Source organism: Variovorax sp. CCNWLW235 (assembly GCF_037204085.1).
In the GTDB taxonomy this organism is placed as follows: Bacteria; Pseudomonadota; Gammaproteobacteria; order Burkholderiales; family Burkholderiaceae_C; genus Variovorax.
In genome coordinates this window covers 38,702-54,964 of record NZ_JBBCBW010000032.1, presented here as the reverse complement: position 1 = coordinate 54,964, position 16,263 = coordinate 38,702, and the positions used below count along the sequence as shown (strand labels likewise).

Here is a 16,263-nt window from a genome sequence, read left to right as displayed (position 1 = left end):
GCCGTGATCAACGTGACCGATCGTGCCCACGTTCACGTGCGGCTTGGTGCGGGTGAATTTACCTTTTGCCATTTTTCAATCCTTGAAAGAGCATTCCCGTGCATTGGTTTTATGTCTGCACCCGATTGCTGGTTCGCCTCGCACGGGAACGCGGCGGCACCGGATCGCAGACAACGAGAGCCGCGCACTGCGCGACCCCACATTCTTTTAATCAGTTGGGGACAGAGCAAATTTGCTGCGCAAATCTTGGTCTGTCCCGCAAAGACATTACTTGGCGCGAGCAGCCACGATGGCTTCGGCAACGTTACGGGGAGCTTCAGCGTAGTGCTTGAACTCCATCGTGTACGTGGCGCGGCCTTGCGACATCGAGCGCAGCGTGGTCGAGTAGCCGAACATTTCCGACAGCGGCACTTCGGCCTTGATGGCCTTGCCCCCACCAACCATGTCGTCCATGCCCTGCACCATGCCGCGGCGTGAGGACAGGTCGCCCATCACGTTGCCGGCGTAGTCTTCGGGCGTTTCGACTTCCACGGCCATCATCGGCTCGAGGATGACCGGGTTGGCCTTGCGGGCGCCTTCCTTGAAACCGAAGATCGCGGCCATCTTGAACGCCATTTCGTTCGAGTCCACGTCGTGGTACGAGCCGAAGTGCAGCGTGACCTTGACGTCCACGACGGGGTAGCCCGCCAGCACGCCTTGGGTCAGCGCCTCCACAACGCCCTTTTCCACCGCGGGAATGTATTCGCGAGGAACCACGCCGCCCTTGATGGCGTCGACGAACTCGAAGCCCTTGCCGGCTTCCTGCGGCTCGAGCTTGAGCACGACGTGGCCGTACTGGCCCTTGCCGCCCGACTGGCGAACGAACTTGCCTTCGGCTTCTTCGACGGTCTTGCGGATGGTTTCGCGGTAGGCCACTTGCGGCTTGCCCACGTTGGCTTCCACGCCGAACTCGCGCTTCATGCGGTCCACGATGATTTCGAGGTGGAGTTCGCCCATGCCGGCAATGATGGTCTGGCCCGATTCTTCGTCGGTCTTGACGCGGAACGACGGGTCTTCCTGCGCGAGACGCTGCAGGGCGATGCCCATCTTTTCCTGGTCGGCCTTGGTCTTGGGCTCGACAGCCTGCGAGATCACCGACTCAGGGAACACCATGCGCTCGAGCGTCACGATGGCCGACGGGTCGCACAGGGTTTCGCCCGTGGTGACTTCCTTCAGGCCCACGCACGCGGCGATGTCGCCGGCGCGGATTTCGTTGACTTCTTCGCGGTTGTTCGCGTGCATCTGCACGATACGGCCAATACGCTCTTTCTTGCCGCGCACCGGGTTGTAGACGCTGTCGCCCTTGGTCAGCACGCCCGAATAGACGCGCACGAAGGTCAACTGGCCCACGAACGGGTCGGTCATCAGCTTGAATGCGAGGGCCGAGAACTTCTCGTTGTCGTCAGCCTTGCGGACGACAGGCGCTTCGTCTTCGTCCAGACCGTTGACAGGGGGAATGTCGGTCGGTGCGGGCATGTACTCGACGACGGCGTCGAGCATAGCTTGCACGCCCTTGTTCTTGAAGGCCGAGCCGCACAGCATCGGCTGGATTTCGCCGGCGATGGTGCGCTGGCGAATGGCCTTCTTGATTTCTTCCTCGCTCAGCTCGCCGCCTTCGAGGTACTTGTTCATCAGCTCTTCGCTGGCTTCGGCAGCCGCTTCGACGAGCTTTTCGCGGTATTCGTTGCAGACGTCGGTCAGGTTGGCGGGGATCTCGCCGTACTGGAACGTCACGCCCTTGTCTTCGTCCCAGATGATGGCCTTCATCTTCACGAGGTCGACGATGCCCTGGAAGTGCTCTTCGGCACCGATCGGGATCTGGATCACGACGGGGTTGGCCTTCAGGCGGTCGACCATCATCTGGCGCACGCGCAGGAAGTCGGCACCGGTGCGGTCCATCTTGTTGACGAACGCGAGGCGCGGAACCTTGTACTTGTTGGCCTGGCGCCAGACGGTTTCCGACTGGGGCTGCACGCCGCCAACGGCGTCATACACCATCACGGCACCGTCCAGCACGCGCATCGAGCGCTCGACTTCAATGGTGAAGTCCACGTGGCCGGGGGTATCGATGATGTTGATACGGTGTTCGTCGAACTTGCCGGCCATGCCCTTCCAGAAGCAGGTGGTCGCGGCCGAGGTGATCGTGATGCCACGCTCTTGCTCTTGCTCCATCCAGTCCATCGTGGCGGCACCATCGTGCACTTCACCGATCTTGTGGTTCACACCGGTGTAGAACAGGATGCGCTCGGTCGTCGTGGTCTTGCCGGCGTCGATGTGCGCGGAGATGCCGATGTTGCGGTAGCGCTCGATGGGGGTCTTGCGGGACATGATTTACTTTCGGGTTAAATGCGTTGAGCGCTGGGCCTTGAGTACGGGCGACGTCGCCCGACACTCAATACCCAACGCCCAAGCGAAGTTTGATTTTTAGAAGCGGAAGTGGCTGAAAGCGCGGTTGGCTTCTGCCATGCGGTGCACTTCGTCGCGCTTCTTCATGGCGCCGCCACGGCCTTCCGTGGCTTCCATCAGTTCGTTGGCCAAACGCAGGGCCATCGACTTTTCGCCGCGCTTGCGAGCAGCTTCCTTGATCCAGCGCATCGAAAGCGCCAGACGGCGCACCGGACGCACTTCGACCGGCACCTGGTAGTTGGCACCGCCCACGCGGCGCGACTTGACTTCGACCATCGGCTTCACGTTGTTGATGGCAACGGTGAAAGCTTCGAGCGGGTCCTTGTCGGGGTTCTTCTTCTCGATGAAGTCGAGCGCGCCATAAATGATGCGCTCGGCGACCGCCTTCTTGCCGCCTTCCATGATCACGTTCATGAATTTCGACAACTCGACATTGCCGTACTTGGGATCCGGCAGGATTTCACGTTTGGGGACTTCGCGACGACGTGGCATGTTACTAACCTCTTTGCTTCAGTTGGCGCCGCTTCCGGCACCGCGAGAGCCATTCCGGACTCTCACTTACTCGACCCGACAGTGGGTCACTTCGTTCGATGTGCCCGCCAAGGCAACCGAACACCGTTTGTTTTTTTACGACAGGAAGGCTTAAGCCTTCTTGGGGCGCTTGGCACCGTACTTGGAGCGCGACTGCTTGCGGTCTTTCACGCCTTGCAAGTCGAGCGAACCGCGCACGATGTGGTAGCGAACACCGGGCAAGTCCTTGACACGACCGCCGCGAACCAGCACGACGCTGTGTTCTTGCAGGTTGTGGCCTTCGCCGCCGATGTAGGAAATGACTTCGAAGCCATTGGTCAGGCGGACCTTGGCAACTTTACGAAGCGCCGAGTTGGGCTTCTTTGGCGTCGTGGTGTAGACGCGGGTGCAGACACCGCGGCGTTGCGGCGAGTTCTGCATCGCAGGGCTCTTCGAATTGATCTTTTCGACCGTTCGACCCTGACGCACCAGTTGATTGATGGTTGGCATGAATGAATTAGTCCCAAAACAACCCGGCTTTTGGCTGTGAACCGCCCTTGGCCTTGACGTGACGCAAGGCAAGGAAGCCGGGAATAACGAAAACGTGAAACCCTTCGGAAAATTCCGAAAAGCCCACGAGTATAGCAGTCGCCCCCGCTACCAGCAAATGAATGGCAGGAAGGCGCGCAAAATCACTTGATCCAGAGCCGCACGGCGTCCCAGGCGCGGCCGAAGACACCCGCCTGCTCGACGCCTTCCAGCGCCACCAGCGGAACGTCGGCCAGGGGCTGGTCGTCCAGGGTCACCTTGAGCGACCCCACGGGCTGGAACTTGGTGAACGGCGCCACCAGCGGCTCGGGGCGCGCCACCTGGGTCTTGATCTTGCTGGCGGTACCGGCCGGTACCGCAACCACGATGGCTTCGGGCCGGCCAAGCTTGAGCGTATTGGCCTTGCCCTTCCAGACTGCTGGCGTGGCGGCCGGCTGGCCGGCGTCGAACAGGCGAACGGCGTCGTAGGCGGTGTAGCCCCAGTTCAGCAGCTTTTGCGACTCGTTGGCGCGCACGGTCTCGCCCGAAGTGCCCAGCACGATCGACAGCAGGCGGCGGCCGCCGGTCAGGTTGGGAAAGTCGCGCTTGGCGGTGGCAATCATGCAATAGCCGGCTGCGTCGGTATGGCCGGTCTTGAGGCCGTCCACGGTGGGGTCGCGAAACAGCAACAGGTTGCGGTTGGTGTCGTTGGTGGAGGGCGTGCCCGGATAGCGGTACTTCTTGATGGCGTAGTACTTGGCTTCTTCCGGGAAGTCGCGCACCAGGCGCGTCGCAAGAATGCTCAGGTCCCGGGCCGTGGTGGTGTGGCCGGGCGCGGTCAGGCCTTCGGGGTTCTTGTAGGTCGTGTTCTTCATGCCCAGCGCCTTGGCCTGCGCATTCATGAGCTCGACAAAGTGCTCCACGGTGCCGCCCACGCCTTCGGCCAGCGCCACGGTGGCGTCGTTGCCCGACTGCACGATCAGTCCCTTGATCAGGTCTTCGACCGGCACCTGCATCTTGGGGTCGATGAACATGCGCGAGCCGGGCATCTTCCAGGCGCGCTGGCTGACCGGGAAGGTCTGGTTCAGCGTGATCTTCTTGGCACGCAAGGCATCGAACACGATGTACGCCGACATCAGCTTGGTGAGCGAGGCGGGCTCGACGGGGCTGTCGATGTCTTTCTGCGCCAGGATCTGGTTGGCTGTGACGTCGAGCAGCAGGTAGCTGCGCGCGGCAATTTCGGGCGGCGCCGGCACCTGGGCGGCGGCAATCATGCAAACCGATGCGGCGGCGGCGAGCACCAGCGCGCGAAATGCGTCAAAAAAACGATTCATGGGAAAAATTGGAGAAAACGAAAACAAGCCCGCAGGGCTTTCAGGCAGCGCCCGCGCGCAGATGGCGGACGACCAAGCTTTTGAGCAGCGGCAATTGTCCGTGAAAGAAATGGCCGCCCCCAGGGACAACCGTGACAGGAAGTGACTGCGGCCGCGCCCAGTCCATCACGGCCGCCAACGGCACCGTGTCGTCAGCCTCGCCGTGGACCACCAACGTGCGCTCGTGCGCCTCGGCGGGCAGCGTGGCCACCGAAAAACGCGAAGCAGCCGTTCCCACCAGCACGAGTTGCCGCACGTCGCGCGAAGCCCAGAGCTTTTCGGCCGCGCAGCTTGCGACGAAAGCTCCGAACGAAAACCCTGCAATGGCCAACGGCCCCTCTGCGGCCAGTTGGCCCACCACATCGAGCATGTCCTCGCACTCGCCGCGGCCCTCGTCGTGCGCGCCTTCGCTCGCGCCCACGCCGCGGAAGTTGAAGCGCACCGCCGTCCAGCCGCAGGCAACGAAAGCACGCGCCAGCGTCTGCACCACCTTGTTGTCCATGGTGCCGCCGAACAGCGGATGGGGATGGGCGATGACCGCAATGCCGCGCGAAGCGTCGGCCGGCAGATCGCGCTGGACCTCGATGACGCCGGCGGCGCCTTGGAGACGGATCTTTTCGGTCTGGGAGTTCATGGTGCAAGGATCAGGACTGCGCGGCGGCCGAGCGCCGGGCGCATGGTACGAGCGCGGAATTTGCGAAAAAGTTCAGCGGCCCACATCGGGAGGCAGCAAGAGCCGCTCGACGACTTCGCCGTTCTTCAGATGCGACTCGACGATTTCGTCGATGTCATCGGTATCGACAAAGGTGTACCAGACCGCTTCGGGATAAACCACCGCCACGGGTCCGCCGGCGCAACGGTCAAGGCAGCCCGCCTTGTTGACCCGCACCTTGCCCGGCCCGGCCAGCCCTGCCTCCTTGACCTTTGCCTTGCAGCGGTCGAAGCCCTGCTGGGCGTTGTGCAGGGCGCAACTGTCTTCCCCGTTCTTGCGCTCGTTCAGGCAAAAGAAGATGTGGCGGCCGTAGTAGCCGCGCGGCGCGGCGGAGGTGGAACTGGGCATCGGTAGATTTTAGTGACGCCCGCCGTTCGCTTCAGGCGACTGCCTTGCCTCGCCGCGACAGTGCGGCCACCACATAGGCAAGCACCGCAAACGGCCAGAGCCAACCCAGCCACTGCGCCAGGCCGTGAAAACGGATGAAGCGCCCCTGCTCCCAGGTGGCCAGCGTCTGCGCGAAATACGCGCTCTCGGGCGCCTGGTTCAACAAGCTCAGCTGGATCACGAGCCCCACCAGCAGCAACGCCGCGCACAGCCGGCGCGGCGCACCCAGCAACAACACGCCTGCGACAAGAGCCGTCGCAATGCCCACCTGCACCGGCAGGCCCAGCCAGGCCCAGGCGTGCTCGGGCCCATAGCTCAGCGCCGCCGACAGCGCCGACGCGCCAATGCCCGCCAGCAGCGTGAGCGGCAGCAGCACCGCGCGCCGCACGACCGTGCGGGTCACCAGGAAAGCCAGCAGGCAAGGCACCAGTGCGCCGAGCATCACGCACAGCAGTTCGGCCGCAGGCACCAGCGGCTCGAGTTCGAACTGACGCAGCGGCATCCAGTCGATGAAAGGCGTGTCGAGCAGCCACTCGGAGATTGCGACCTCCAGCCGCTCGAACACCTGCCCCAACCCGAACGTCACCGCCGCCGGAAACAGCAGGGCGAACGGCCACAGCGCCAGCAGCACCAGTGCGCCGCGCGCATCGTCGACGAACCACTGCGAGCGTGTACGGCTCCAGTGCGCCACCGCACCCAGGCGCTCCAGCCCCGCGGCCAGTACGGCGCCCAGAAGAGCACCGGAAGTATTCAGGCCCAGGTCCACGTTGGAAGGAATGCGTGCCGGAAGATAGCTTTGCAGCGTTTCCATGGCAAAGGCCAGTGCCGCGCCGGCCAGGGTGGCGCGCAGCATGGCGCGCCAGCCGCTGGCGTCCTGGCGGGTGCGCAGCACGGCCAGCGCACACAGGAAGCCGAAGGGAACGTAGCCCGCGACATTGACCGCGAAATCGAAGCCCGTCCAGTATTTGGGCCACGACGCCGACAGGTACGCCCAAGGCGCAATGCCTTGGTCGCGCCAGTCGGCAAACGGATACAGGCTGGCATAGACGATCAGCGCCGCATAGGCGAGCGCAAGAGGCAGCGCGGCGGACTTGTGCTGCTTCTCCACCGTGGGCACCGGGCTCAGAACGGCTTGACGACCACCAGCACCACGATGCCGAGCAGCAGCAGGACAGGCAGTTCATTGAACCAGCGATACCAGCGGTCGTTGCGCCGGTTGCCCCCCGCGATAAAGCGCCGCAGCAGCACGCCGCAGCCATGGTGATAGCCGATGGCCACGAGCACCAGGGCCAGCTTGGCGTGCATCCAGCCATTGCCGGGACCGCGCCCGATACCGTAGCCCAGCCAAAGCCACAGGCCGAATCCCAGCGCCGGGACAGCCAGGAAAGTCGTGAAGCGCAGCAGCTTGCGCGCCATCAGCAGCAGGCGCTCACGCTCCGCGACCGACTCTGGCGGCACCATCGCCAGGTTGACGAAGATCCGCGGGAGGTAGAACAGCCCCGCGAACCAGCTGGCAATGAAGACGATGTGAAGAGATTTGACCCAGAGCATGGAGGCAGTTTAGTGGCCGACTGCGCCATCACCGGCCCTTGCCTGCCGAGCCGATGCCAGCGGCAGGCAAAAAAAAAGCCCGACGTCTTCACGCCGGGCTGGGAAGCCCTTTTGCTGTCACACATCAAGGCACCCGCTCAGGGAGGAAAAGCGGGGAGCGGCAAGCCGCCCGCTTCAGAATTTAACAAAGACGAAACAAGGTTTCAAGCGACTCAGCCACTTTCTTTGACATTTTTATAGAAAAAAAGAGAACCTTCGAGCTACTAATTTGTCCTGTTATCGGACAACTGCTGCTACCACGCCCTGCCGCAGTTTCACGCTTCAGGCACAATTTTCGGCTTATGACGCGCCCTTCTCCCTCCTTTGCCATGTACCCGGCCGGCCGGCCCCGCCGCTTGCGCCGCGATACTTTCACCCGCAACCTGGTCAGGGAGCACACGTTGACGGCCCATGACCTCATCTACCCCGTGTTCGTGCAGGAAGGTGAAAAAAAGCGCGACGCCGTGTCGTCGATGCCGGGCGTGGAGCGCCTGAGCCTCGACCTGCTGCTGCCCGTGGCGGAGCAGTGCGTGGCGGCCGGCATTCCGGTGATGGCGCTTTTTCCGGTGATCGATGCGGGCCTCAAGACGCCCGGCGGCGACGAGGCGTTCAACCCCGACGGGCTCATTCCGCGTGTGGTCGCCGCTCTCAAGGCGCGCTTTCCGGAGCTTGGCGTGATGACCGACGTGGCGCTCGACCCCTACACCAGCCACGGACAGGACGGCCTGCTCGACGATACCGGCTACATCATCAATGACGCCACTGTTGAAGTTCTGGCGAAGCAGGCGCTCACACAGTCGCAGGCGGGCGTCGACATCGTGGCGCCCAGCGACATGATGGACGGGCGCATCGGCGCCATCCGCGCGGCGCTGGAGGCCCGCGGCGACGTTCACACCCGGATCATGGCCTACAGCGCCAAGTACGCCAGCGCCTTCTACGGCCCGTTCCGCGATGCCGTGGGCTCGGCCGCCACGCTCGGCAAGAGCAACAAGAAGGTCTACCAGATGGACCCCGGCAACAGCGACGAGGCGCTGCGCGAGGTGGCACTCGACATCGCCGAAGGCGCCGACATGGTGATGGTGAAGCCGGGCATGCCGTACTTGGATATCGTGCGCCGCGTGAAAGACGAGTTCCATGTGCCCACCTTCGCCTACCAGGTGAGCGGCGAATACGCGATGCTCAAGGCCGCCGCACAGAACGGCTGGCTCGACCACGACGCGGTCATGCTCGAAAGCCTGCTCGCCTTCAAGCGTGCGGGCGCCGATGGCGTGCTCACCTACTTTGCACTTGACGCCGCGCGCTTGCTACAAAAACAATAGCTCGCGCCCTTGCGCCCGCAGTGCGGGCCGATCGGGATTTCCAAAAAAGAGAGCAACAGGGCGGGCCCATGCGCATCTTCGAAATCAACCGCTCCCAGGTGAGCGAGCATCCGGCGCTGGCGCCGCTCACGGTGCCGGGCGCCTGCGCCGCCCACGGCTATCTCTGGATTTCTCTCACGCGGGACGAGTTTCGCGCGTCGCTCACTGAAGTCCAGCAGATCCTGCAGTCTCTCTGCCTCACGCAGCTGGTCGACCTGCACGTGGCCGACTTGCTCAACGACCAGTTGCCTTCGCATTACGACTACACATCGCAATACGACGTGCTGGTGTTCCGGCGCCTTTCGGCCGGGCCGGGCCAGGCGGCGCTGGGCAACGGCAAGGGAACCTCCGGCGGCGAGCCGCCCCTTCCCACTCCGTCGCGGCGCGGCCCGCCGGTGCTGCGCCGGGTCGATACCCGGCCGGTAGGTTTTGCGCTGTTCGACCGCGTGCTGCTGTCGGTGCACCCGGAAGACGGCGCGGTGCGCGACGCCTTTGCCGCCCGCCTGCTGGCCGCCGGTTCGCCGGACGACAAGGGCGCCCCGGCGCTCGACGTGCGGGCCACTTCGGCCCGCGTGCCCACCGGCACCGCCGACCTGATGCTGCGCGTCATCAACCAGATCGTCGACGGCTACCTGGACATGCGCCGCGAGCTCACGCGCCAGCTCGACCATTGGCAAACCGAGCTGATCGATCCGCGCAGCCGCTTTACCAACTGGGGCGCGCTGATGGAAGCGCGGCAGTCGCTGCACCACCTGGACGAAATCTGCGAAGACCAGCGCGCTGCCATTCAGGACTGGATCGATTCACTGGAGACACTGCCGTCGCCCAAGAACGAGACGGAGCAGCGCGAGCGGGAACTGATCATGGTGCGCAGCCGCGACGTGCTCGAACACATCGAACGCGTGGTGCACCACGTCCACCGACTCGAGCAGAACGCGGAAACCGCGGTGCAGATGCATTTCAGCGTTCAGGGGCACCGCGCCAACGACATCATGCGGGTGCTCACCGCGCTGACGGCCATCTTCCTGCCGCTCAACCTCATCGCAGGCATCTTCGGCATGAACTTCGAATTCATTCCGCTGGTGCACAAGGCGGACGGATTCTGGATTGCGATGGGCGCAATGCTGGTCATCGCGCTGGTGCTGGTCGTGGTGTTCTGGCGCAAGCGCTACCTTGCGCGCACGCGTTGAGCGCCGGGCTCGCTTCCAAGACCCCCAAAAGCAAAAAGGCCACGCAATTGCGTGGCCTTTTTTAATTGCTGGCCGCAAGGGCCGCAAATTCGCCTGGCTTACTTGGCGACGGCGCCCGAGCCTTGTTGGGCTTGAACGCGTGCGTCCATCGGGTGGGGCATCGTCGAGATGACCTTGCTGTTGACGCGCGAGCCTCCGGTCACGTTCTGGTCGGGGGTGTAGGCGGTGCGAATCGCTTCGGCTTCGACCAGTGCGCGGTCCTTCGACACGGCGACCGTTTCCGGGCCGCGCGAGCCGCGGGTCACGTTCTGGTTCGGAGCCGCTGCGGTGCGCACGGCTTCGGCGTTCACTTCGTCACGGCTCTTGCTCGAGACGGCGGTGTTCACGCCTTCGTAGGATTCGGCTTGGGCGCCAGTGGCGGCCAGCACGGCGATAGCTGCTGCGGCGAGGATGTGCGAGGTCTTCATTTTCAGTTCCTTGTGTTCGTTGGATGGTTCGTCCACCAGGCTCGCTGGTTGCTCACCTGTGCGGCGAGTTTCCAACTGAATCGCCGCGGCAAAACACGTGGAACAGAGACACCGTGTTTCCTCTATTGAAACAATGACAACCCGAAGGCATGCACTCGATTCAGCGCGTTCGCTGGAAAATCGGCGCATGCCGTTCCCGGAACGGAAACAATAGGCGCTTTGACATGGACAGTCTCGATCTGATCAGAACCTTCCGGGAGGTTGCTTCGCACGGCAGCTTTTCGCACGCGGCCAAGAAGCTCGACATGTCGAAAGCCACCGTCAGCAAGTATGTGGCCGAACTCGAAACACGCTTCGGCGTGCGTCTTCTCAACCGGTCCACCCGTTCCGTGAGCCTGACCGACGCGGGGCAACTGCTGCTCGAGCGCAGCACCCCGGTGCTCGAAATGGTGGAGCTCACGCAAGCCGAGCTGCAGGAGCGCGCCACGCAGCCCGGCGGCCGGTTGCGCATTTCGGCGCCGCACGGCATGGGCAACGGTGAATTTCCGGGCCTCCTGGCCGACTTCATGCGCTACTACCCGGATGTGAGCATCAGCCTGCAGCTGACCAATCGCGCAGTCGATCTCGCCGAGGAGGGCATCGACGTCGACATTCGCAGCGGCCCTGTGACCGACGACAACCTGATCGTGCGCAAGCTGATGCTCATGGAAATGGTCGTCTGCGCCTCGCCCGTTTACTGGAAGAAGCACGGCAAGCCCGAACACCCGAGCGAGTTGGCCGGACATGACGCGCTCACGCACTCGCGGCTGGGCGCCCAGCCGGTCTGGCGCTTCGAGGACGGAGGCCAGCCGCTCGACGTGCCGGTGAAAAGCCGCATGGACTGCACCGAGGGCGCGCCGCTGATCCGGGTTGCGATGCGCGGCTTCGGCGTGATCTACCTGCCGTCGATCCTCGTGCAATCGCACATCGACGAAGGCGAGCTGGTGCCGGTGCTGCAGGGCTATGCGCGGCAGGACATGTGGCTCTCGGCCGCTTATTTGCAACGGCGCCACAACAGCGCGGCCCTGCGCGCCCTGCTCGACTTTCTCCAGACCCGCGTCGGCAAGGGTCCCGGCTCGCAAAAGAAAAAATAAGAAAGCCCGGCATGGGCCGGGCTGCGCTTGACAAAGGTTCGGGCTCTCTCAGCCGACGTGCTTGGCAAAAAACTCCAGCGTGCGCGCACGCGCCAGCTTGGCCGCCTCGGCGTTGTACGAGCCGCGCTGGTCGCAGTTGAAGCCGTGGCCCGATTCATAGACATGCACTTCCACCTCGGGATGCGCCTTCTTGAAGGCCTCGATGGTGTCCAGCGGAATCCAGTGGTCCTGGTTGCCGAAATGCGCCAGCACCGGCACCTTGGGCTGGCGCGCGGTTTCTTCCGGCGTGGTCATGCCGCCGCCATAGTAGGGCACCGCGGCAGCAATGCCGGGAACCAGGCTGGCGGCGCGCCAGACCAGGAGACCACCCCAGCAATAGCCCACGATACCGACCTTGCCCGCCTTGGACGCATAGGCCACGGCGGCCTCGATGTCTTGCAGCACGCCCGGCGCGGGCAGCGCCTCTACCGCGGTCTTAAGTTCGAAGCCGGCCTTCATGTCCTCGTCGCTGTAGCCGAGCTCCACACCGGGCTTCACGCGATGGAAGGTCGAGGGCGACACCGCCAGGTAGCCGTCCGCCGCGTAGCCATCGGCCACCGAGCGGATGTGCGAGTTGACGCCGAAGATCTCCGGCACCACGACCACTGCGCCGCGCGGCTTGCCGGCGGGTTCGGCCACGTAGGCGGGGAAAGTGAAGCCGTCCTTGGCTTTCAGATCGATGAATTGACCCATGATGTCTTGCTCCTTGATGGCAACTGAAAAAAGAAGGCCGGGTTACGGGCGCAGCGCCCGCTCGACGAAGTCGAGGCGGTCCTGCCCCCAGAAGATTTCACCGTCGATCACGTAGCTTGGCGCGCCGAACACCTGGATGTCGATGGCCTCCTGCGTGTAGGCCTCGTAGCGCTCCTGCACCGCCTGGCTCTGCGACTGCTCCGCGCGCTTGGCCGACAGCCCGCATTCGACGACCAGCGAATCGAGCACCTTCGGGTCGCCGATGTTGCGCTCCTGCACCCACACGGCTGCGAACACCGCGGCACACATGCGCATGGCGGCCTCGGTGCCGTCGTGCATGTCGACCGCGATGATGACCCGGGCCGCGTCGTCGCTGGCCACCGGAAAGAACTTCGGCTTGGTGTTCAGCGGCAGGCCGAGGTGGCGCGAACAGCGTGCGAGGTCGACCAGCCGGTACGCCTGGCGCTGCGGCGCGCGCTTGCCCAGCGGCAGCCCGCCCGACACCGGGAACACGCTGCCCAGGTCGATCGGCCGCACGCGCACCGTGGCGCCCGCGGCCGCGGCGATCTCGGCAAACCGGGAATGCCCCAGATAGGTCCACGGGCTCTGTGGCGCAAAGTAATAGTCGATCGTCTTGTGCATTCAATAACCTCCGTGCTTCGCACTGCGGTGCGAGCTTGCTTGGGGCGGCCCGGCGCGGCGCTCACGCTCATGCGCCGGCCCTCGATGATGTAATCCAAGCGAACGGTTTTAACTGACACGCAGTTTCTCTGCAGGAGGTGGGTTTTGGACCAGGTGCTCTTGATTACGGGCGGCAGCCGCGGCATCGGCGCCGCCACGGCCCTGCTGGCGGCGCAGCGCGGCTATGCGGTGGCCGTCAACTACGCCAGCAACTCGCTCGCCGCCGACGAGGTGGTGCGCACCATCCGCGCGGGCGGCGGCACCGCCATCGCCGTGCAGGCCGACGTGGGCGACGAGGCCCAGGTGCTTGCCATGTTCGAAAAGGTCGATGCCAGGCTCGGCCGCCTCACGGCGCTGGTCAACAACGCCGGCGTGGTCGACGCGCAGGCACGCGTCGAGCAAATGAGCGTGGCGCGCCTGGAGCGCATGTTCCGCATCAACGTGATCGGCAGCTTCATCTGTGCGCGCGAAGCGGTCAGGCGCATGAGCACCCGGCACGGCGGTTCGGGCGGCGCCATTGTCAACATCTCCAGCGGCGCCGCGCGGCTGGGTTCGCCTGATCAATACGTCGACTACGCGGCCAGCAAGGGCGCCATCGACACCTTCACCATCGGCCTGGCCAAGGAGGTCGCCGCCGAGGGCATTCGCGTGAATGCGGTGCGCCCGGGGCTCATCGACACCGAAATCCATGCTTCGGGCGGCATGCCCGACCGCGCCTTCGAACTCGCCCCCACCGTGCCGATGCGGCGCACCGGCAGCGCCGAAGAAATTGCCGGCGCCATCCTGTGGCTGCTGTCCGCCGAGGCCAGCTACACCACCATGGCCCTGCTCGACGTCACGGGAGGAAGGTAACGATGAGCACCTCGATGGACCTGATCAAGCCGCTGGTCACGCTGGTGGCCATCGTCAACCCGCTGGCGATCGTGCCCTTCTTCATCCACTACACGCAAGGGTATTCGGATGCGCAGCGACGGCACACAGTGCGCATGTCGGCCTTCAGCGCCTTCGTGGTCATTGCGGTCAGTGCGCTGATCGGGCTGCAGCTGCTGGCGTTCTTCGGCATTTCGATTGCCAGCTTCCAGGTGGGCGGCGGCCTGCTGCTGCTCATGAGCTCGCTGTCGATGCTCAATGCCAAGCCGGCGGAGAGCAAGACCAACGTCGAAGAGCTGCGCGCCACCGAGGTAAAGGCCTCCATGGGCGCGTCCATTGCGGTGGTGCCGCTCACCATTCCGCTGCTCACCGGCCCGGCCACCATATCGACTGTGGTGATCTACGCCGACAAGACGCAGCACCTGTGGGAGCTCGGCTTGCTGGTCGGCTACGGTGTGGTCGTGGCGCTGGCCACCGCACTGGCGTTTTCGCTTGCGCAGCCGATTGCACGCGTGCTCGGCAAGACCGGCATCAACATCATGACGCGGCTCATGGGGCTGATCCTCGCCGCGCTCGCGGTCGAGGTCATGGCCGACGGCCTCGGCAAGCTGTTTCCCATTCTCCAGCGCGTGGGCTGACCGGCTCAGGCCAGCATCTTCTCGATGACCCGCCAATGCGCGGGATCGACCGGCGTGATCGACAGCCGGTTGCCCTTGCGCAGCACGACCAGCTCGGCCAGTTCGGGTTTGGCGCGCAGCTCGGGCAGCGCGAGCAGCCGCGTCTTGCGCACCGCCTGCACGTCGACCAGCAGCCAGCGCGGCTCTTCCTTCTTCGAGGCCGAGTCGTAGTACGGAGACTTCGGGTCGAACTGCGTCGGGTCGGGCTTGATGCCCGAGGCCACCCGCGCAATGCCCGCGATGCCCGGCTCGGGGCAGCTCGAGTGATAGAACAGCACGCCGTCGCCGACCTTCATGCCGTCGCGCATGAAGTTGCGTGCCTGATAGTTGCGCACGCCGGTCCACGCCACCGTGGCGTTGGGTGCGGCGAGCGCATCGTCGATCGAGACCTCGTCGGGCTCGGATTTCATCAACCAGTAATTGGGCATGGTGCCCGTTATGGTGTCACATAGTCAGAAACGACCACCCATTTCCCGTCCTTGATCTGGGACAAGCGGGACTGGTCGTTGCCCAGGCGCTTGGTGGCGGTGTAGGTGCTCTTCGCGCTGCCGAACATGTCGGGCTCGAAGGTCATGCTGTCCATGGCCTTGATGAAGCTGTCGGTCGAAAGGCCCGGGCCGGCCTTCTGCGCCGCCTTGATGAACGAATCGATGATCACGTAGCCGTACACCGAGAACACCGTCGGGTCTTCGTTGAACTTGGTCTTGTACTTGTTGGCCCAGAAGCGCAGCGGCTGCGACTGCTCGTCGGTGTAGGGGTTCTGCACCGTCATGGTGGCGTAGATGCCGTCCATCGCCTTGCCGCCCAGCTTGTGGATCAGGTCGGTGTAGGCCGCGCTGGAGCCCAGGAAGGTCGGATTGAAGCCGGTCTTGCGCGCCTCTCCCACCGTGCCGATGGTCTCGCGGATGATGGTGCCGAGCACCACGAGGTCGCAGTTGGCGGCCTTCATCTTTGCGACCTGCGAGCTGAAGTCGGTGGCGCCGCGCTTGAACGAGGTTTTCTCGGCCAGTTCCATGCCGGCGGTCTTCAGGCCCGCCTCCGCACCGCGCTGCACCTCGAGGCCGAACTCGTCGTCCTGGTAGATGGTGCAGACCTTCTTCGCGCCCTTCTCCTTGATCATCTTGGGCAGCGCCAGGCGGATCTGGTCGTAGTAGGTGGCCGCGAACGAATACTTCAGGCGGTGCAGCGGGTCGTACATCTCGCGCGCCGCGGTAATGGGCATGAAGTTGACGACGTTCTTGTCGAACTGCACCGGCATGGCCGCCATGTTCTGCGCCGTGCCGATGTGGCCGGCCATGATGAAGATCTTTTCCTGGTTGACCAGCTTCTGCGCCGCAAGCACGGCCTTCTTCGGGTCGTAACCCGAATCTTCGACGAAGAGCTTGAGCTTGCGGCCGTTGATGTTGCCCTGCTCATTGAGCTCGTCCACGCGCAGCTGCATGCCGTTGCGCGCCTGCTTGCCGAAGCCCGCGAGCGGACCCGACAAGTCCTGGATCGTGCCGATCCGGATCTCGTCCTTGCTCACGCCCTGTTGCTGCTGCGCGGAGGCGAGCGTTGCGGCCAGGCCCAGCACCGCCAGGGCCGTCACTGTCTTGAGCTTCATGGGGTTG

General features: G+C 64.2%; 18 protein-coding genes and 1 pseudogene. 5 read left to right on the top strand and 14 right to left on the bottom strand.

What is annotated here, in order from left to right; translation table 11 throughout:
• From V9L21_RS24650 to V9L21_RS24610, 9 genes and pseudogenes are all read right to left on the bottom strand, one after another.
• Positions 1–72, bottom strand: a pseudogene (locus V9L21_RS24650) (GTP-binding protein); the annotation flags it as partial.
• Positions 73–267: 195 nt separating this feature from the next.
• Entirely contained in the window at positions 268–2,367 is a 2,100-nt protein-coding gene (gene fusA, locus V9L21_RS24645) for an elongation factor G (RefSeq protein ID WP_337315415.1), read from the bottom strand.
• Between the two features lie 96 nt (positions 2,368–2,463).
• On the bottom strand, positions 2,464–2,937 hold the full coding sequence (rpsG, locus tag V9L21_RS24640) for a 30S ribosomal protein S7 (protein ID WP_007829591.1): 474 nt from the start codon (positions 2,935–2,937) through the stop codon (positions 2,464–2,466).
• A gap of 150 nt (positions 2,938–3,087) precedes the next feature.
• Positions 3,088–3,465 (bottom strand): 30S ribosomal protein S12, encoded by a 378-nt coding sequence (gene rpsL / locus V9L21_RS24635; protein WP_013543948.1) that lies wholly within the window; start codon positions 3,463–3,465, stop codon positions 3,088–3,090.
• 182 nt (positions 3,466–3,647) lie between these two features.
• Positions 3,648–4,817, bottom strand: a complete 1,170-nt coding sequence (locus tag V9L21_RS24630) for a D-alanyl-D-alanine carboxypeptidase family protein (RefSeq protein ID WP_157616210.1) — start codon at positions 4,815–4,817, stop codon at positions 3,648–3,650.
• 40 nt (positions 4,818–4,857) lie between these two features.
• The gene (locus V9L21_RS24625; protein WP_337315413.1) at positions 4,858–5,490 is read right to left on the bottom strand and encodes an alpha/beta hydrolase; all 633 of its coding nucleotides are present in this window, start codon (positions 5,488–5,490) and stop codon (positions 4,858–4,860) included.
• Positions 5,491–5,562: 72 nt separating this feature from the next.
• Positions 5,563–5,916: a (2Fe-2S) ferredoxin domain-containing protein gene (locus tag V9L21_RS24620; protein WP_126749856.1), complete on the bottom strand. Its 354-nt coding sequence runs from the start codon at positions 5,914–5,916 to the stop codon at positions 5,563–5,565.
• Between the two features lie 31 nt (positions 5,917–5,947).
• Positions 5,948–7,063 (bottom strand): VanZ family protein, encoded by a 1,116-nt coding sequence (locus V9L21_RS24615; protein ID WP_337315411.1) that lies wholly within the window; start codon positions 7,061–7,063, stop codon positions 5,948–5,950.
• Positions 7,064–7,077: 14 nt separating this feature from the next.
• Positions 7,078–7,506 carry a CopD family protein gene (locus tag V9L21_RS24610; protein ID WP_337315410.1) on the bottom strand — a complete coding sequence of 143 codons (429 nt, stop codon included), beginning with the start codon at positions 7,504–7,506 and terminating at the stop codon, positions 7,078–7,080.
• Between the two features lie 368 nt (positions 7,507–7,874).
• Between V9L21_RS24610 and hemB the strand changes: the two genes are divergently transcribed.
• Both hemB and V9L21_RS24600 read left to right on the top strand, forming a co-directional pair.
• A complete protein-coding gene (gene hemB / locus V9L21_RS24605) occupies positions 7,875–8,864 on the top strand; it encodes a porphobilinogen synthase (protein ID WP_443305555.1) in 990 nt (329 codons plus the stop codon).
• Positions 8,865–8,932: 68 nt separating this feature from the next.
• Complete coding sequence (locus V9L21_RS24600; protein ID WP_337315407.1) at positions 8,933–10,093, top strand: magnesium transporter CorA family protein; 1,161 nt, start codon at positions 8,933–8,935, stop codon at positions 10,091–10,093.
• A 98-nt stretch (positions 10,094–10,191) separates the two neighbouring features.
• Here the strand turns inward: V9L21_RS24600 and V9L21_RS24595 are convergent, their stop codons facing one another.
• Positions 10,192–10,560: a DUF4148 domain-containing protein gene (locus V9L21_RS24595; RefSeq protein WP_337315406.1), complete on the bottom strand. Its 369-nt coding sequence runs from the start codon at positions 10,558–10,560 to the stop codon at positions 10,192–10,194.
• Positions 10,561–10,784: 224 nt separating this feature from the next.
• On the opposite strand from V9L21_RS24595, the gene V9L21_RS24590 reads away from it, so the two are divergent.
• The gene (locus tag V9L21_RS24590) at positions 10,785–11,693 is read left to right on the top strand and encodes a LysR family transcriptional regulator (RefSeq protein ID WP_258502724.1); all 909 of its coding nucleotides are present in this window, start codon (positions 10,785–10,787) and stop codon (positions 11,691–11,693) included.
• A gap of 48 nt (positions 11,694–11,741) precedes the next feature.
• On the opposite strand, the gene V9L21_RS24585 is transcribed toward V9L21_RS24590, so the two are convergent.
• Both V9L21_RS24585 and V9L21_RS24580 read right to left on the bottom strand, forming a co-directional pair.
• Positions 11,742–12,425: a dienelactone hydrolase family protein gene (locus tag V9L21_RS24585; protein ID WP_337315405.1), complete on the bottom strand. Its 684-nt coding sequence runs from the start codon at positions 12,423–12,425 to the stop codon at positions 11,742–11,744.
• A 42-nt stretch (positions 12,426–12,467) separates the two neighbouring features.
• Positions 12,468–13,067, bottom strand: a complete 600-nt coding sequence (locus V9L21_RS24580) for a 2-hydroxychromene-2-carboxylate isomerase (RefSeq protein WP_337315404.1) — start codon at positions 13,065–13,067, stop codon at positions 12,468–12,470.
• Between the two features lie 144 nt (positions 13,068–13,211).
• Between V9L21_RS24580 and V9L21_RS24575 the strand changes: the two genes are divergently transcribed.
• Both V9L21_RS24575 and V9L21_RS24570 read left to right on the top strand, forming a co-directional pair.
• Positions 13,212–13,958, top strand: a complete 747-nt coding sequence (locus V9L21_RS24575) for an SDR family oxidoreductase (RefSeq protein ID WP_337315403.1) — start codon at positions 13,212–13,214, stop codon at positions 13,956–13,958.
• 2 nt (positions 13,959–13,960) lie between these two features.
• Positions 13,961–14,614, top strand: a complete 654-nt coding sequence (locus tag V9L21_RS24570; protein WP_015867683.1) for a MarC family protein — start codon at positions 13,961–13,963, stop codon at positions 14,612–14,614.
• A 5-nt stretch (positions 14,615–14,619) separates the two neighbouring features.
• Here V9L21_RS24570 and V9L21_RS24565 read toward each other — a convergent pair whose 3' ends face one another.
• Positions 14,620–15,081: an EVE domain-containing protein gene (locus V9L21_RS24565; protein ID WP_337315402.1), complete on the bottom strand. Its 462-nt coding sequence runs from the start codon at positions 15,079–15,081 to the stop codon at positions 14,620–14,622.
• Positions 15,082–15,089: 8 nt separating this feature from the next.
• Positions 15,090–16,256: an ABC transporter substrate-binding protein gene (locus V9L21_RS24560; RefSeq protein ID WP_337315401.1), complete on the bottom strand. Its 1,167-nt coding sequence runs from the start codon at positions 16,254–16,256 to the stop codon at positions 15,090–15,092.
• Positions 16,257–16,263: the final 7 nt, after the last annotated feature.

Bases quoted from the DNA above. Each gene is read 5' to 3' on its own strand.
- V9L21_RS24580 (WP_337315404.1), bottom strand. From the start codon at position 13,067: ATGCACAAGACGATCGACTATTACTTTGCGCCACAGAGCCCGTGGACC.
- V9L21_RS24595 (WP_337315406.1), bottom strand. From the start codon at position 10,560: ATGAAGACCTCGCACATCCTCGCCGCAGCAGCTATCGCCGTGCTGGCC.
- V9L21_RS24585 (WP_337315405.1), bottom strand. From the start codon at position 12,425: ATGGGTCAATTCATCGATCTGAAAGCCAAGGACGGCTTCACTTTCCCC.
- V9L21_RS24565 (WP_337315402.1), bottom strand. From the start codon at position 15,081: ATGCCCAATTACTGGTTGATGAAATCCGAGCCCGACGAGGTCTCGATC.
- hemB (WP_443305555.1), top strand. From the start codon at position 7,875: ATGTACCCGGCCGGCCGGCCCCGCCGCTTGCGCCGCGATACTTTCACC.
- V9L21_RS24560 (WP_337315401.1), bottom strand. From the start codon at position 16,256: ATGAAGCTCAAGACAGTGACGGCCCTGGCGGTGCTGGGCCTGGCCGCA.
- V9L21_RS24570 (WP_015867683.1), top strand. From the start codon at position 13,961: ATGAGCACCTCGATGGACCTGATCAAGCCGCTGGTCACGCTGGTGGCC.
- rpsG (WP_007829591.1), bottom strand. From the start codon at position 2,937: ATGCCACGTCGTCGCGAAGTCCCCAAACGTGAAATCCTGCCGGATCCC.
- rpsL (WP_013543948.1), bottom strand. From the start codon at position 3,465: ATGCCAACCATCAATCAACTGGTGCGTCAGGGTCGAACGGTCGAAAAG.
- V9L21_RS24590 (WP_258502724.1), top strand. From the start codon at position 10,785: ATGGACAGTCTCGATCTGATCAGAACCTTCCGGGAGGTTGCTTCGCAC.
- V9L21_RS24600 (WP_337315407.1), top strand. From the start codon at position 8,933: ATGCGCATCTTCGAAATCAACCGCTCCCAGGTGAGCGAGCATCCGGCG.
- V9L21_RS24620 (WP_126749856.1), bottom strand. From the start codon at position 5,916: ATGCCCAGTTCCACCTCCGCCGCGCCGCGCGGCTACTACGGCCGCCAC.
- V9L21_RS24630 (WP_157616210.1), bottom strand. From the start codon at position 4,817: ATGAATCGTTTTTTTGACGCATTTCGCGCGCTGGTGCTCGCCGCCGCC.
- V9L21_RS24625 (WP_337315413.1), bottom strand. From the start codon at position 5,490: ATGAACTCCCAGACCGAAAAGATCCGTCTCCAAGGCGCCGCCGGCGTC.
- fusA (WP_337315415.1), bottom strand. From the start codon at position 2,367: ATGTCCCGCAAGACCCCCATCGAGCGCTACCGCAACATCGGCATCTCC.
- V9L21_RS24610 (WP_337315410.1), bottom strand. From the start codon at position 7,506: ATGCTCTGGGTCAAATCTCTTCACATCGTCTTCATTGCCAGCTGGTTC.